At 72.7% G+C, this 15,059-nt stretch carries 10 protein-coding genes; 6 read left to right on the top strand and 4 right to left on the bottom strand.

The annotated features are described in order from the left end of the window. The first annotated feature begins 86 nt into the window (after positions 1-86). The 4 genes from ACZ3IJ_RS15650 (at position 87) to ACZ3IJ_RS15635 (ending at position 5,028) form a co-directional block, all read left to right on the top strand. Positions 87-887, top strand: a complete 801-nt coding sequence (locus ACZ3IJ_RS15650) for a tyrosine-protein phosphatase (RefSeq protein ID WP_467468451.1) — start codon at positions 87-89, stop codon at positions 885-887. Positions 888-969: 82 nt separating this feature from the next. Further along, positions 970-2,910, top strand: coding sequence for a hypothetical protein (locus tag ACZ3IJ_RS15645; RefSeq protein WP_467469066.1), 1,941 nt, complete (start codon positions 970-972; stop codon positions 2,908-2,910). 139 nt (positions 2,911-3,049) lie between these two features. After that, positions 3,050-3,934: a metal-dependent hydrolase gene (locus ACZ3IJ_RS15640; protein ID WP_467468449.1), complete on the top strand. Its 885-nt coding sequence runs from the start codon at positions 3,050-3,052 to the stop codon at positions 3,932-3,934. After that, positions 3,931-5,028, top strand: a complete 1,098-nt coding sequence (locus tag ACZ3IJ_RS15635) for a PDR/VanB family oxidoreductase (protein WP_467469064.1) — start codon at positions 3,931-3,933, stop codon at positions 5,026-5,028. Before ACZ3IJ_RS15640 ends, ACZ3IJ_RS15635 begins: the two co-directional genes overlap by 4 nt. A 34-nt stretch (positions 5,029-5,062) precedes the next feature. Here ACZ3IJ_RS15635 and ACZ3IJ_RS15630 read toward each other — a convergent pair whose 3' ends face one another. Continuing rightward, complete coding sequence (locus ACZ3IJ_RS15630; protein WP_391797735.1) at positions 5,063-5,329, bottom strand: hypothetical protein; 267 nt, start codon at positions 5,327-5,329, stop codon at positions 5,063-5,065. Between the two features lie 38 nt (positions 5,330-5,367). On the opposite strand from ACZ3IJ_RS15630, the gene ACZ3IJ_RS15625 reads away from it, so the two are divergent. Together ACZ3IJ_RS15625 and ACZ3IJ_RS15620 are read left to right on the top strand one after the other, a co-directional pair. Next, complete coding sequence (locus ACZ3IJ_RS15625) at positions 5,368-6,090, top strand: TetR/AcrR family transcriptional regulator (protein ID WP_467468446.1); 723 nt, start codon at positions 5,368-5,370, stop codon at positions 6,088-6,090. 55 nt (positions 6,091-6,145) lie between these two features. Further along, positions 6,146-6,664, top strand: coding sequence for a GNAT family N-acetyltransferase (locus ACZ3IJ_RS15620; protein ID WP_467468444.1), 519 nt, complete (start codon positions 6,146-6,148; stop codon positions 6,662-6,664). Here ACZ3IJ_RS15620 and pulA read toward each other — a convergent pair. From pulA to ACZ3IJ_RS15605, 3 genes are all read right to left on the bottom strand, one after another. After that, positions 6,651-11,972 carry a pullulanase-type alpha-1,6-glucosidase gene (gene pulA / locus ACZ3IJ_RS15615; protein ID WP_467469062.1) on the bottom strand — a complete coding sequence of 1,774 codons (5,322 nt, stop codon included), beginning with the start codon at positions 11,970-11,972 and terminating at the stop codon, positions 6,651-6,653. The two genes, ACZ3IJ_RS15620 and pulA, sit on opposite strands and share 14 nt — an antisense overlap. 118 nt (positions 11,973-12,090) lie before the next feature. Next, positions 12,091-13,794 (bottom strand): carbohydrate-binding module family 20 domain-containing protein, encoded by a 1,704-nt coding sequence (locus ACZ3IJ_RS15610; RefSeq protein WP_467468442.1) that lies wholly within the window; start codon positions 13,792-13,794, stop codon positions 12,091-12,093. Positions 13,795-13,916: 122 nt separating this feature from the next. Next, positions 13,917-14,936 (bottom strand): LacI family DNA-binding transcriptional regulator, encoded by a 1,020-nt coding sequence (locus ACZ3IJ_RS15605; RefSeq protein ID WP_391798125.1) that lies wholly within the window; start codon positions 14,934-14,936, stop codon positions 13,917-13,919. Between the last annotated feature and the right edge of the window lie 123 nt (positions 14,937-15,059).

The raw sequence follows: 15,059 nt of genomic DNA, 5'->3' as shown, positions 1-15,059 counted from the left end.
GGTCGCGTCGAGGTGGCCGGAATCCCATCGGTTACGGTTTGGTGGGGTATGTCCCGAAGACGTACCGATACGGAGGAGTCGACGCCATGCCCGCCATCCCCGCCGCCACCGTCGCCAACCTCCGCGACCTGGGCACGCTCCCCCTCGGTGAGGGCCGCAGCGTCCGCTCGGGACGGCTCTTCCGGTCCGCGCAGCTCGACCGGCTCGATCCGGCGGACCCGCCGGTGGCCGCGCTCGGCATCCGTACCGTCGTCGACTTCCGTACGGCGCAGGAGCGGGCGGACCGGCCCGACCGGGTCCCGTCGGACGTGAGGCTGCTCGCCGCCGACGTGCTCGCCGACCATCTGGCCGCCAGCGGCCTGCCGCCCGCCGCCCGGCTGAAGACCCTGCTCACGAATCCGGTGCTGGCCGAGCAGGCGCTCGGCGGGGGCCGGGCCCAGGAGGCGTTCGCCCGGACGTACCGGGCCTTCGTGTCGAGCGACTCCGCGCGCGTCGCGTACCGGATGTTCCTCACCGCGCTGGGCGATCCGCGCGGCGGCCCGCTGCTCTTCCACTGCACGGCGGGCAAGGACCGCACGGGCTGGGCGGCGGCGGTGGTGCTGACCCTGCTCGGCGCGGACGAGAAGACGGTCCTGGCCGAGTACCTGTCGGTCAACCCGGCGGTACGGCAGGCCTTCGCGCCGATGATCGAGGGGTTCACGGCGCAGGGCGGCGACCCTGAGCTGGCGCTGTCCCTGATCGGGGTCGTACCGGAATACCTGCAGGCGGCGCTGGACGAGGTGGCGGTCCGGCACGGCTCGATGGAGCGGTACGTACGGGACGGGCTCGGCGTCCCCGACAAGGTGACGGACGTGATCCGCGAGCGCCTGACGGTCCACGCCGCCTGAGCCGCGACACGATGCCCGGGGCCGGTTCCGACCGCCCCCGGGCGCCCGTCCGCCGGGGTGACCATCGGATGATTCGCTCGTTCTGCTGAATGTGAGCACCCAGGAACTCGCCTCCTTCCCCTTCGGCCCGGTCGACGTCGAACAGGCCGAGGCCGCGCTCGTCGAGCACTACCCGCGGCTGGTCCGGATCGCGTACCTCGTGCTGCCGCCCTCGCTGGGCCGCAACCGCAGGGTGCTGACGGCGCACGCGCTCGTCCAGCGCTCACTGCCGGGACGGAGGGCCTCCGGGGCCGGGATCCCCGGGCCGCTCCGCTCCGAGGACGCGGTCGACCCCGGGTACGCGTACGTCCGGGTCGAGGTGCTCCGGCAGGCGTTCGTGGCGGGGTTGCCGCTGCGGCGCCGGGCGCTGCCCCGGCGGGCGCAGTTCCCGCCGCTGCTGCCGCACGTGTGGGGGCTGCGGCTGTTCCCGCGCGCGGGCGGCGCCGACGAGCTCGCTCTGGACCAGCGGCTCTCCGCCCTGACCGGACCGGCGCGGGCGGTGTACGTGCTGCGGTGGCTGGAGCGCCAGGGCGATCCGGAGGTGCTGCGGGTGCTCGCGGCGGCCGGGGTGGCCGAGCCGGACGCGGAGGCGGCGCTCGTGGCCGCCGACGAGGCGGAGGCGGCGCTGGGCATCGGGGCGGCGGGGCTGCTCGACTCGCCCGAGTTCGATCCGTGCTCCCTCCAGGCCCGGCCGACGGATCTGATGCGTCGCCGTCAGCACGGCAGGGCGGCGCTCGCCGCGGCGGCGGCCGTCCTGGTGTGCGGGACGCTGCTCGGACTGCCCGGGGACGGCTGGGGGCCCGGCGGCGCCTCCGCGCCGTCGTACGCCCGCAATCCGGCCGCGGAGGCCGCGCTCGACCCGGGAAGGCTGCGCCGCGTCCCGGCGGGGTTCTGGCAGCACTCGACGCGGACGGACTTCTCGGTCTGGCCGGCCCGGGGAGCCCTGGTGGACGACCGGGCGCTGCTGCGGCGGGCGCTCGCGGTCTGGGCGCGGCCCGGCGCCTCGGTGCGGTCCTCGGCGACGCCGGGGACGCCGGTGGGGCCGCCGATGGGCTCGCCGCATCTGCTGTACGCGGGCGAGGTGGACGGCTCGCGGGTGGTGCTGTTCCACGACGGGCTGCGGGCGGTGCGGTACGCCGAGCCGTCGGCGGGGACCGCCGGCGCGGCGCTGGACTTCGCCCGGACGGACGGGGCGGACGAGATCGGCTCCGCGGCTCTCGTACTCTCCCGCACGACGGCCAACGTCCGCTATGTGACGGCCCCTTGGGTCCGGGAGGCGGCCGTGCGTGACCTGTTGGCGCCGACGAAGGAGCCCTGGCGGCTCGAGAGGGACGTGCACGGCGTCACGGAGCCGTTGCTCAGTCCCGCCCAGGCACGGGGGTGCGCGGCCTGGAACACGCTCCAGGTGCGGGACACGACGGGGGTGCGGCTCCTCGCCGATCTCGGCGAACTGGCGCCCGCCCGGCTGACCTCGGGACCGCCCGGGGCGCCCGTGGACGTGACCGGGAAGGCGGCGCGGTCGCTCTGGGAGCGGGCGGCCTGCCGGCTCACGGCGGTCCGCTCGCTCGGGGTGCGGTCGGTGAACGCCTGGCCGTTCGCCGAGCAGCGGCTGCCGGAGGACGGGGGCCGGGCGGCCTGGGTGTGCGCCCGGGCGGAGACCTGGCGGGGCACGGGCGGCCGGGTCCTCGCCCAGTTCCAGGTCCCCGCGCCGGGGGTGGCCGCCGCCGTGGTGGCGCAGGCCGAGGAGTCCCCGGCCTGCGGGATGCGGGAGCCCCGGGTGCTCGCGGGGGTGCTCTGGCAGGCGAAGAGCGGCCACTGGTACGTCCTGGCGGCGGGGAGCGGGGACTTCGTGGCGCTGCGGACCACGGGCGGGGTGAAGGGCACGGCGGACGGCCCGCTGCTCGCCCTCCGGGCGGCACCCGGCAGCCGGGCGGACCTGACGGGGACGCTGGCCGACGGGACGCGCGTGAGGGCCCTTCGCTGAACGGCGCCTGCCACGACGAGCGCCTGCCACCACGGGTACCTGCCACGACGGGCGCCTGCCCACAGCGGCGTGGCGGGGCAGGAAAAATCGGCGTGCACGACCCTGGTGTCCGTTGCTTACCCCTCAGTACATTGACGGCATGTCTAATACGCAGCCTGCACCGGTGGCGTCGGAGCACATCGAACTCAAGGCCCGCAAGGTCTCCTTCGACTGGGAGGAGACCCCGCTCCACTGGGTTCCCGGCGATCCGTTCACCACCCACACCATCAACGTGCTGCACCTGCTGCTCCCGGCCGGCGAGCGCTGGTTCGTGCACGTGTACAAGCAGGTGCTCCCGTTCATCACCGACGACCGGCTGCGTGACGACGTCATCGGCTTCATCGGCCAGGAGGCCGTCCACTCCCAGGCCCACGACGACGTGCTTCCGCACCTCAAGAAGCTCGGCCTGGACCCCACGCCGTACACCGCGCAGGTGGACTGGTTCTTCGAGAAGCTGCTCGGGGACCGGACCCTGCCGCCCGGCCGGGCCCGCCGCTGGTGGCTGATGGAGCGGGTCGCGCTCATCGCCGCGATCGAGCACTACACGGCGTTCCTCGGGAACTGGGTGCTCAACGCGGAGGAGCTGGACCGGCGGGGAGCGGATCCCACGATGCTGGACCTGCTGCGCTGGCACGGCGCCGAGGAGGTCGAGCACCGCTCCGTGGCCTTCGAACTGTTCATGCACCTCGACGGCGGCTACCGGCGCCGCGCCCGGACCTGGGCCACCGCCTTCACCGCGATGGTCTTCCTCTGGCAGCGCGGCACCCGCTTCTTCATGGCGAACGACCCCACCCTCCTCGACGGCAGGGCGTCGGTCGGCCAGCTCGTCCGCAAGGGCCGGGAGGGCGTGCTGCCGTCCACGCCCGATCTGCTCCGGGCCGTCCCGCGCTACCTCAGCCGCGGCTACCACCCCTCCCAGGAGGGGAACACGGCCCAGGCCGTCGCGTACCTGGCCAACTCCCCCGGCGCCAACGGAGGCCGCTGACCATGCCCCGTCCGCTCACCGTCGCCCTGATCGCCGGGGTCGCGGTCCTCGCCAGGCGGGCCATGCGCCGCCGGATCGAAGCCGCCCCGCTCTGGCCCCTGCCCGCCCTCGACGAGCCGGTCTCCGGCCGCGGCCGGCTCGCGACCGTGACCCGGAAGGTCCTGGTCACCGAGCGCACCGAGTCCGCCGAAGGCGTCGTACGGCTCCGGCTCGAAGGCACGGGCCTGCCCGCCTGGCAGCCGGGCGCCCATGTCGACCTGGTGCTGCCGTCCGGGCTCGTACGGCAGTACTCGCTCTGCGGGGACCCGGCCGACACCGACGCGTACACGGTCGCCACCCGTCTCGTCGAGGACGGCCGTGGCGGCTCGCGCGAGGTGCACGAGCAGCTCCACGAGGGCACCGAGATCGAGATCCGCGGCCCCCGGAACCGCTTCCCGCTGGTCGACGCGCCCGCGTACCTCTTCGTGGCGGGAGGCATCGGCATCACCCCCGTCCTGCCGATGCTGCACGCGGCGGAGGCGGCGGGCGCCGAGTGGCGGCTGCTGTACTGCGGGCGCAGCCGCGCCACGATGCCGTACCTCGACGAGATCGAGAAGCTCGGCGGGGCGCGCGGCGAGGCGGGGGTCCCCCCGGCCGAGGGCCGGGGAAGGGTGACGGTGGTCGCCGAGGAGGATTCCGGGCGCCCCGCACTCGGCTTCCTCGCCGAGGTGCCCGAGGAGACCGCGGTGTACTGCTGCGGTCCGGACGGCCTGATGGACGCGGTGGCCGCCGCGATGCCGGCGGGCCGGACACCGTATCTGGAGCGCTTCTCCCCCGCCGCCACGGGCGGCGGCGCCCCCTTTGAGCTCGAACTGCGCCGCTCCGGACGTACGGTGACGGTGGCGCCGGACCAGTCGGTCCTCGCCGCCGTCCGGGGCGCGGTGCCCGGGGTCGCGTACTCCTGCGAGCAGGGCTTCTGCGGAACCTGCCAACAGCGGGTCCTGGAAGGCGAGATCGATCACCGCGACGAGCTGCTCACGGACGCGGAGCGCGCCGGCTCGATGCTGATCTGCGTCTCGCGCTGCGCCGGAGAACGGCTGGTTCTCGACCTCTAGAGGGCCGAGACAGGCCCCCGGGCCCGCGGGCGCGTCAGGGCAGGATCAGCCAGTCGAAGGCGAGGGCGGCCGCCAGGCCGCCCACCAGCAGCCAGGTGCCCAGCCGCGTACGACCGTTGCGGGAGAGCTCGATCACGACACCGCAGAGGATCATGGCCAGTCCGTAGACGCCCACGACCAGCACGGACGTACGGCTGGCCAGCCGGATCGCCAGGACCGCCGCCATGGCGACCAGCAGCACGGACGCGGCGGCTATCCGCAGTTGGCGGGCCTGCTTCGGGCTCAAACCGTTGGTGCTCATGTCGAGGGAGCGTAACGGACGCCCGTTAGGCTGTTCGCATGACGACCGGGGTACGCCGCAGGATGGGCGTCGAGGAGCGCAAGCAGCAGCTGATCGGGGTGGCCCTCGAGCTGTTCAGCCACCGCTCTCCCGACGAGGTGTCCATCGACGAGATCGCCGCGGCCGCGGGGATCTCGCGTCCGCTGGTCTACCACTACTTCCCCGGCAAGCAGAGCCTGTACGAGGCGGCGCTGCGACGGGCGGCGGACGAGCTGGCGGCCCGGTTCCTGGAGCCGCCGCAGGGCCCGCTGGGAGCGCGTCTGCTGCGCGTGATGGGCCGGTTCTTCGACTTCGTCGACGATCACGGGCCGGGGTTCGCGGCGCTGATGCGGGGCGGGCCCGCGGTGGGCTCGTCGACCACGAACGCGATGATCGACGAGGTGCGGCAGGCCGCGTACGAGCAGATCCTGGCCCACCTGGACGTCGAGCGTCCCTCCGCGCGGCTCGAACTGGTCGTCCGCTCATGGGTGTCGCTGGCCGAGTCGACGGCGCTGCTCTGGCTGGACGGGCGGCGGGTGCCGCGCGCCGAGCTGGAGCTGCAGCTGGTGCACGACTTCGCGGCGCTCGCGGCGGTGAGCGCGGCCTACGACGCGGAGATGGCGGACCTCCTGGTCCGCATGCTCGCCGACGAACCGGCCGACGGCCCGTTCGGCGAGCTCGCCCACCGGCTCATGGCGCTGGTGCCGCGGGTGCCGGCCCAGGGCGGTCCGGGCTCGCGGTAGCGGGGTCCGAGGGCGCGGATTCCGGCGGGTAGCCGGACCGTCTACGGTGATCGTCATGGACGCACAGGTGACCTTCCGGCAGGCCGACGACCGTGATGTGGACCGTCTGGTGGGGCTGTTCGACACGGCCGCGGGCTGGATGGTCCGCAACGGGATCGACCAGTGGAAGCCCGGCGACAAGAACGCCGAGCACTTCCGGACGCGGATGGCCGCCGGAGAGGTGTGGCTCATGGCCCGTGACGGCCGGGCCGTGGGGGCGTACGAGCTGTGGTGGGAGGACGAGCCGGCGTGGGGTCCGCAGCCGCCGGTCGCGGGCTACGTCCACCGGCTGATGACCGACCGGGAGGCCGCGCCCTCCGGAGCCGGCCGCGTGCTCCTCGCGCATGCGGAGGAGCGGATCGCGGCCGGCGGCAGGGCGGTGGCCCGGTTGGACTGTGTGACGGGCAACCCGCGGCTCCGTACGTACTACGAAGCCGCGGGCTACACGGTCGTCGGCGAGGAGCCCGGGAAGGTCGCCGCCGACGGCACGTTCTACGGGGTCACGCTCCTGGAGAAGGCGCTCACCCGGCCCTGAACACCGCGACCGTGCGGGCCGGGACGGTGAAGGTGCCCGAACCGGCCTCGTACGAGGCGGACTTGACGACGGCGTCCGAGCCCCCGGCCTGGACCGGGTGGAGGCCGTAGCCCTTGCCGGCCAGCGCGGCGACCCGCTGGGTCTGCCGCTCCGGCGTGGCGTTGAAGACCACGACGAGCCCGCCCAGGCGCATGGTGATCACGCCCGGGGTCTCACCGGTGCCGGAGAGCGGGAAGGACAGGGCGTCCTGGACCTGCCCGGCGGTGGCGAGGGAGAAGGCGGACTCGGTCGTACGGATCTTCTGCAGGTCCCGGTAGGCGGCCGAGGCGCCGTCGATCTCCTGGCAGCCGACGGTGAGGGCCGGGGCGGTCAGCAGGGGCTTTCCGAACCCCCACTTGGCCTTGTTGTCGGCCGCCGGGGGCAGACCGCGGCCGAAGCCGTTGCCGTCGCGGCAGTCCCAGTGGATCGCGTTGAACCAGTCGCCGCTGTCGTACGAGTTGCGGTCGAGCGACTTGGAGCGCAGCAGGTCCGAGCCCGCCTGGGAGAGCGCGGGCCCCTGCGAGAGCGTCGCCGTGGCCATGGCGAGCACCTGCATCCTGGACCGGTCGGCGGCCGGCGTGCCCGCGGGGAGCTTGAAGGCGAGCGCGTCGTACAGGGTCTCGTTGTCGTGGGCGTCGGCGTAGGCCAGCGCGTCGCCGGGGGCGGCCGCGTAGCCGGCCGGTGAGCCGTTGTAGTCGACCTGGCTGCCCCTGACCGTACGGCCGGAGGTGTCGGTGAAGGAGTAGTCCGCGAGGTTGCCGGACAGGCCCACCTTGATCAGGTCCTGGTAGTGCAGGAGCCGGGCCTTCTGCTCCTCGGGGCTGCCGTTGGCGGTGGAGGAGTTGGGGTCGGTGAAGAGGCCGGAGGCGAAGCCCTGGACCCCCGGGTCCTCGTCGAAGGGACCGCCGCCGCGGACGGCGTCACGGGCACGGTCGGAGAAGGTCGCGACGCCCGTGCCGGCCATGTTCTTCTGGGTGGCCTGGACGAAGCGGGAGTCGTCGGCGATCTCGCCGAAGTTCCAGCCCTCGCCGTAGAGCACGATCGCCTTGCCGTCGACCCCGTCCCTGGCCACGGTCAGCGCGTCCAGGGCCTTGCGGACGGCGAGGATGTTCTCCTTCGGGTGGTGGCCCATGAGGTCGAAGCGGAAGCCGTCCACCTTGTACTGCCTGGCCCAGGTGACGATCGAGTCGACCACGAGCTTGCCCATCATGGCGTTCTCGGGCGCGGTGTTGGCGCAGCAGGTGGAGGTGGCGACGGAGCCGTCGGCCTGCAGCCGCTGGTAGTAGCCGGGCACGACCTTGTCGAGGACGGACCTGTCGGCCTGGCCGCTCGCCACGGTGTGGTTGTAGACGACGTCCATGACGGTGCGCAGTCCGGCGCCGTTGAGGGACTGGACCATCTGCCGGAACTCGACCGTACGGCGGGTGCCCTCGGGGTCGGTGGCGTAGGAGCCTTCGGGGACGGTGTAGTGCAGCGGGTCGTAGCCCCAGTTGTAGGCGTCCTTGGCCGCCGCGGCGGCGACGCAGGCCTGCTGCTCCTCGGAGTCGGGGGCGTAGACCTTGAGGTCGCAGGCGGGTTCGGTCTGCTCGGACTTCTTCTCGGGGATGGTGCCGATGTCGAAGGCCGGGAGCAGGTGGACGTAGGACGTGCCGGAGGCGGCGAGCGCCTTCAGATGCCGCGAGCCCCTGCTGCCGGTGTCGGTGAAGGCGAGGTAGGTGCCCTTGTGGGCGGGGACGGCCGTGGTGTCCGCGACGGAGAAGTCGCGGATGTGGAGCTCCTGGATCTGGGCGTCCCGCAGCGGAACGGCCGCCGGCTTGGCCAGGCTCTTCCAGCCCTTGGGGGCCAGCTTCGGGTCGGCGAGGTCGACGACCAGGCTGCGGGCCGAGTCGGTGGTCAGAGCGGTGGAGTAGGGGTCGGTGACCTTGTTGGTGACGATCTGCCGGACGCTCGGCGCCCAGACCTTCACCACGTAGCGGTACGGCTTGCCCGTCCACGCGCGCGTGCCGGTGACCGACCAGACGCCGGAGGCGTCGTCGCGGCGCATGGGCACGGCCTTGCCGTCGAGTTCGAGGGCGACGGACTGGGCGGTGGGCGCCCAGAGGGACAGGGTGGGGCGGCCGCCCCGGAAGACCGGACCGAGGTCGGCCCCGGTCGCCTTCGGCGCGTAGAGGTCGTCGAGGACGCCGGCGAGCTGGACGCCCGTGGCGGTCAGGACGGCGCCGTTCGCCGCGTACTGGGCGGCGACGAGCTGCCCCTTGAGCGCCTCGCGGACGCGGTCGCGGTCGCGCGGGTCGACCGTGAAGGCCCCGTACGCCTTCAGGTGCGGGAAGGCGGCCTTCTGGGCGGCGGTCAGCTCGGTGCGGTTCAGGCGCAGCACCCGGCGGTCGTCGCCGGTGAGCGTCCCGTTATCGACCGTGATCGAGCCGGCGCGGGAGGAGAGGAGCACGCTGGAGGCGGCGGCGTCGCTGCCGTTCCAGGCGAGGGTGGTCTCGTCGATCCAGATCGCCTGGGACTTGGTGAGGTCCAGCGCGGCGCCGCTGCCCTTGGGCTGCGGGAGCAGGTACTTCTCCTGGCCGCCGAGCAGCCACACCTCGTGGCCGACGGCCTTCAGGTCGAGGGACTGGTCGGTGGGCAGGTCCTTCTCGTCGCCCTTGTGGAGGATGTAAGACAGGGAGGTGGCGCCGGCCGCGAGCGGGACCTCGTAGACCGCGCCGTAGGCGTCGGTGCGCACCGGCTCCAGCGGCTTGCTCCAGTCGGTGGGGTTGGCGGCGCCCGTCCAGGTGTGCAGGCCCCAGCCGGCGTAGTCGCCGTCGGCGCGCTTATAGTGCAGGACGGCCTTCGTCGTGTCCTGGGGCGGGTAGGCGCCCTCGGGCGCGGCGTTGAGAACCTCGGGCTTGCCCTGCTCGATCCAGACCTCGCCGGTCTTGGAGAGGTCGACGGTGCGGTCGGCGTCGGTGTCCTTGACGCCGTCCTTGTTCACGGCGATGAAGCCGACCGAGGAGGCGCCGGGCTTGAGCTTGACGTAGGCGAAGGCGCCGTACGCGTCACGGCCCGTGAAGGGCTTGCCCGCGGGCCACGTGGTGCCCTCGCCCTCGGCGATGTCGCCCCAGGTGTAGAGGCCCCAGTCGGCGTAGTCCCCGTCGGCGCGCTTGTAGTGGACGATCGCGTAGTCGCGCTGGGTGGCGGTCGGCGGCTGCTCGACGGCCGGGGCTCCGCTGGTGGTCGCGGCGGTCGCGCTCGCGGTGCGGCCGACGCTGTCGACGACGACCGCCTTGTACCGCAGGGCCGTTCCGGCGGGCGCGGTGATCTTCTGGGTGACCTTGTGGGGGGCGTGGTCGGAGGAGCCGAGGACCTGCCACTTCCCGTTGCCGGTCTGGGCGGCGAAGACGACGCGGTTGAGCTGCCCGCCGGTGACCTCGGCGGAGAGCTCGACGGTGCCGGTGGCTCCGGCCTCGGGGGCCTTGAGGGCGATCTTCGGCGTGGCGGCGGGCGCGCCGAGCGGCTTGGCGGCCTTGAGCACGAGGGAGCCGAGCGCCGGGACGGTCACCTTGATCTTGGTGTCGGCCGCGCTGGTGACGCGCGCCTCGCCGCCGTGGATCGCGGTGAAGTCCGCGCGCGCGGAGCCGGTCGGGATCTCGACGGTCCTCGCCTCGGTGGAGCTGTTGACGGCGACGACGTACTCGGTCCGGGAACGGGCGTCGGTACGGGAGAAGCCGTACACGGAGCCCTCGGCGTACCGCTGCTCCTGGATGCCGTCGCGGAGCGCCGGGTGCTTCTTCGTGAGGGCGGAGAGAGCGGCGATCTGGCGGTAGAGGGGGTGGGTGGTGTCGTACGCGTCGGTGGCGTGGGTGCGGTCGGTGCCGAGCTGGTCGTCGTCCAGGTAGTCGGCGGTCTTCGAGGCGAAGAGGGTCTGGCGGGAGTCCTTGTCGCCGCCGGCGCCGGTGTAGCCCTGCTCGTCGCCGTAGTAGACGACCGGGTTGCCCCGGGTGAGGAACATCAGCTCGTTCGCGAGCCGGTAGCGCTGGAGCAGTTCGGCGTCGCCGGCCTTCGGGTTGTCCTGCTTGAGGAACGTGCCGAATCGGCCCATGTCGTGGTTGCCGAGGAAGGGCACCGACTCGTAGGCGTTGGCCTTGTCGGTGGTGTAGCGGTAGTCCTGGCCGAAGAGGTTCGCCAGCTTGTCCGCGGAGCCGCCCTGGGAGGCGAAGGCGCGGGCGGCGTCCTGGAAGGGGAAGTCGAGGGTGGCGTCGAGGCGGCCCTCGGTCACGTACGGGGCGGTGATCGCCGGGTCGGCGGAGTAGACCTCGCCGAACATGAAGAAGTCGTCGCGTCCGCGCCGGGCCGCGTACTCGTCGAGGGCGGTGGCCCACTGGGTCCAGAACGCGGTGTCGACGTGCTTGACGGTGTCGATGCGGAAGCCGTCGATGTCGAAGTCGCGGACCCAGCGCTGGTAGATCTTCTCCATGCCCTGGACGACCTCGGGGCGCTCGGTCCACAGGTCGTCCAGGCCGACGAAGTCACCGTACTGGGAGGACTCGCCGGCGAAGGTCGAGTCGCCCCGGTTGTGGTACATCGTCGGGTCGTTGAGCCAGGACGGGACCTTCAGGTCCTTCTTCCCGGCGGGGACGACGGGGGTGCGGGGGAAGGAGTCCGTGTCGACGCGCGGGAACGTTCCGTCGGCAGCGGCGGCGCGGTCGTCGAAGGGGGCACCGTCCTTCGTCAGGTACGGGAAGGCGCCCTTGGAGAGGTAGTCGTAGCTCTTCTCCTCGTAGTCGACGACGTCGGCGGTGTGGTTGGTGATGACGTCGAAGAAGACCTTCATGCCCTTGGCGTGGGCCTGGTCGATCAGCCTCTCCAGGTCGGCGTTGGTACCGAAGTGCGGGTCGACCTGGGTGAAGTCGGTGATCCAGTAGCCGTGGTAGCCGGCGCTCGCGTCCTTGCCGGTGCCCTGGACGGGCTGGTTCTTGAAGATCGGCGCCATCCAGATGGCGGTGGTGCCGAGGCCCTTGATGTAGTCGAGCTTCTGGGTGAGTCCCTTGAGGTCACCGCCCTGGTAGAAGCCCTTGTCGGCGGGGTCGAAACCGGTCTCGAGCCGCGTCCCGGTGAGCCCGCCGCGGTCGTTCGCCCGGTCGCCGTTGGCGAACCGGTCGGGCAGTACGAAGTAGAACTGCTCGCGCGTGAGGTCGTGCCGCGCGGGCTGCGCGGCGAGCGCCCGGTCGGACGGCGGGGGCGGTGGCGGCGGCGCGGCCGCGGCCGGGAGGGCGGGCACCATCGCCGCGCACAGGGCGGCGGCCACGACGGCAGCCGTTCTCTTGCGTATCACGGGGGTTCTCCCTGGAGGTACGGGAAGGGGGGCCGCCCCGGCGGGGCGGCCCTGAGAAGAGGGGCGATCAGCTGCGGAAGGTGTCGTTCAGGACGATCTGGCCGGAGGCGGGGACCGTCGCGGTGCGGTTGGCACCCGACTCCCAGGTCACGTTGCCCGCCGCGTCCTTGCGGATGTACTTGTACTCGAAGGCGGTTCCGGCCGGCAGCGCGACGGCGAGCTTCCAGACGGGGTACGAGGCCGGGTCCAGCTTCAGGGCCGCGGACGGGGACCAGTTGCCCAGCTCCGCGCGGTTGCCGGTGACGTAGATGTTCTGGCCGACGACGGTGGTGGCGTTGACGTTGAAGGCGGCTCCGGCGCTCGCGGGCGGCGGGGTGGTCGTACCGCCGCCGCAGCTCTTGGCGTTCACGTGCAGGGCCAGCGCCGTGTTCGATGCCAGCGTGGCCGTGAACTGGCCGGCCGCGTTCACCGTCACCGGCGTGTTGGACTGCACGTCGCAGTACGTGCCGGCCGGGAGCCCCGTCTGGAAGGTGCGGGTCAGCGACGCGCCCTCGTGGTTGAGGGCGACGTAGGCCTTGTCGCCCCGGCCGAACGCGATCGCGTTGTTGCCGTTGTCCCACCAGTTGCCGACCGAGGTCCCCCGCGCGGCGTTGCGGAAGCCCACCATGGAGGCGATCTCGCGCCACGCGTGCTGGCACTTCCAGCCGTCGCTGTAACAGGCGTTCACCTGGCCGCCGTTCGGGGCGCCCGCGTCCTTGTCGGACCACTCGTAGCCGGAGTGGACGTCCGGGGAGCCGTACGGCCAGGCCAGCATGAAGACGCTCGCCAGGGTGTAGGTCGCGCCGTTCTTGTAGTTGAGGGTGTCGCCGCCGCGCTCGGTGTCGTGGTTGTCGACGAAGACACCGGACGCGCCGGAGGACATGTAGCCCCAGGACTCGCCGAAGGTGTTCAGGTACGCGAGCTTCTCCGAGCCGAAGATCCGCTTGAGGTCCCGTGCGTAGCGGAACTCCTGCACGTCCCCGTTGCCCAGGTACTCGCTCGGGGAGACGGCCTCGCCGGCCCCGTATATCGCCTCCTGCTTCCAGTAGACGCCCGGGTCGGTCAGCCGCGACTTGATGTTCGCGAGGTCGGCGGCCGGCATGTGCTTGGCCGCGTCGACCCGGAAGCCGTCCACGCCGAGGGAGAGCAGGTCGTTCATGTAGCCGGCGATGCGACCGCGGACGTGGTCCTCGCCGGTGTCGAGGTCGGGCAGCTGGACCAGTTCGCAGTTCTGGACGTTGCCCCGGTCCTGGTAGTTCGAGATCGTGGCCCGGCAGTCGTCCATGTCCGCGCCCGAGTACAGCCCCGGGTAGTCGTACTTGGAGAACGAGGTCCCGCCCGTTCCCGTGCCCGAGGCGTTCGCCATGTGGTTGATGACGGTGTCGGCGACGACCTTCACGCCTGCCGCGTGGCAGGTGTCGACCATGGCCTTGAAGGCGGTGCGGTCGCCGAGCGGTCCGGCGATCCTGTAGCTGACGGGCTGGTACGCGGTCCACCAGGTCGAGCCCTGGATCCGCTCCTGGGGCGGCGACACCTGCACGTAGCCGTAACCGGCCGGACCGAGCTGGTCCGTACAGGCCTTGGCCACCGAGGCGAACTTCCACTCGAACATCACCGCGGTGACGTCCTTGGGGCCGGGTGCCGCCGCCTCGGCCGGGGCGGGCGGCGCCGTGACGGCCACAGCGGCTCCCGCCACGAGGGCGAGTGCAGCGGCCACGGTCTTTCTGGCCATGATTCCTCCTGACGACGTCCCTGTCGCAAGAAGTTGCCGAAAATGACAGCAACTGTTTTCAGCCGTGACCGTACGAGCGCCCCGAGCCCCGGTCAACCCTTGGGACCCCTCAATGCAGCGAGTTACGCAAGGAGTTGCAGCGACGCACCGGCCGGCGGCTGCGCGGTGGAGCCCCGGACCACCAGCTCCGGCTGGAAGACGAACTCCGTGCGCTGCACGGGGTTCCCCTCCACCTCTTCCAGGAGCGCCCCCACCGCCGCCGTCGCCATCGCCTGCACGGGCTGGCGCACGGTGGTCAGCGGCGGGTCGGTGAACGCGATCAGCGGCGAGTCGTCGAAGCCGACGACCGACACGTCACCGGGCACGTCGAGGCCCCGGGCGCGCACCGCCCGGATCGCGCCGAGCGCCATCAGGTCGGAGCCGCAGACGATGCCGGTGCAGCCCTGGTCCAGCAGGATGTCGGCCGCCGCGTGCCCGCCCTCGACGCCGAACAGCGTGGGACGGACGAACCGTTCGGCCTCCGCGCGCTCCATCCCCAGGAGCTGGTGCAGCTCGGCCGCGAAGCCCTCCGCCTTGCGGCGCGAGGGCACGTACCGGGTCGGACCGATCGCCAGACCGATCCGCTCGTGGCCCAGCTCGACCAGGTGCCGCACGGCCATCCGCGCGGCCGCCCGGTCGTCGGGCGAGACGAAGTTGGCGTCGATCCGCTCGTTGAAGCCGTTGATGAGGACGAAGGGGACGCCCCGCGCGGCGAGCCGGACGTACCGCTCCGGGTCGGCGGAGGCGTCCGCGTGCAGCCCCGAGAGGAAGATGATGCCGGTGACCCCGCGCTCCTCCAGCTGCTCGACCAGTTCGTCCTCGGTGGCGCCGCCCGGCATCTGGGTGCAGAGCACCGGGGTGTAGCCGTGCCCGGCCAGGACCTGCTCGATGACCTGGGCGAACGCGGGGAAGATCGGGTTGGTCAGCTCCGGCACGAGCAGGCCGACCAGGCCCGCGCTGCGCCGTTTCAGCCGTACGGGACGCTCGTAGCCGAGCACGTCGAGCGCGGCCAGGACGCGGTGCCGGGTCCCGCCGGCCACGCCCGCCTTGCCGTTGAGGACCCGGCTGACCGTGGCCTCGCTGACGCCGGACTGGGCCGCGATGTCCGCGAGCCGCGGGGGGGCGGGGCCCCCCCCCCCCGGGGGGGGGGGGGGGCCCCCCCCCCCCCCCCGGGGGGGGGGGGGGGGCGCGCCCCCCCCCCCCCCCCCCGGGGGGCCCGGCCGGGG

The organism is Streptomyces sp. NPDC013317, assembly GCF_055563155.1.
Note: the sequence above shows the minus strand (reverse complement) of the source record. Positions and strands in the feature narration are given on the sequence as shown.

Bases quoted from the DNA above. Each gene is read 5' to 3' on its own strand.
- ACZ3IJ_RS15610 (WP_467468442.1), bottom strand. From the start codon at position 13,794: ATGGCCAGAAAGACCGTGGCCGCTGCACTCGCCCTCGTGGCGGGAGCC.
- ACZ3IJ_RS15640 (WP_467468449.1), top strand. From the start codon at position 3,050: ATGTCTAATACGCAGCCTGCACCGGTGGCGTCGGAGCACATCGAACTC.
- ACZ3IJ_RS15620 (WP_467468444.1), top strand. From the start codon at position 6,146: ATGGACGCACAGGTGACCTTCCGGCAGGCCGACGACCGTGATGTGGAC.
- ACZ3IJ_RS15625 (WP_467468446.1), top strand. From the start codon at position 5,368: ATGACGACCGGGGTACGCCGCAGGATGGGCGTCGAGGAGCGCAAGCAG.
- ACZ3IJ_RS15630 (WP_391797735.1), bottom strand. From the start codon at position 5,329: ATGAGCACCAACGGTTTGAGCCCGAAGCAGGCCCGCCAACTGCGGATA.
- pulA (WP_467469062.1), bottom strand. From the start codon at position 11,972: ATGGTGCCCGCCCTCCCGGCCGCGGCCGCGCCGCCGCCACCGCCCCCG.
- ACZ3IJ_RS15650 (WP_467468451.1), top strand. From the start codon at position 87: ATGCCCGCCATCCCCGCCGCCACCGTCGCCAACCTCCGCGACCTGGGC.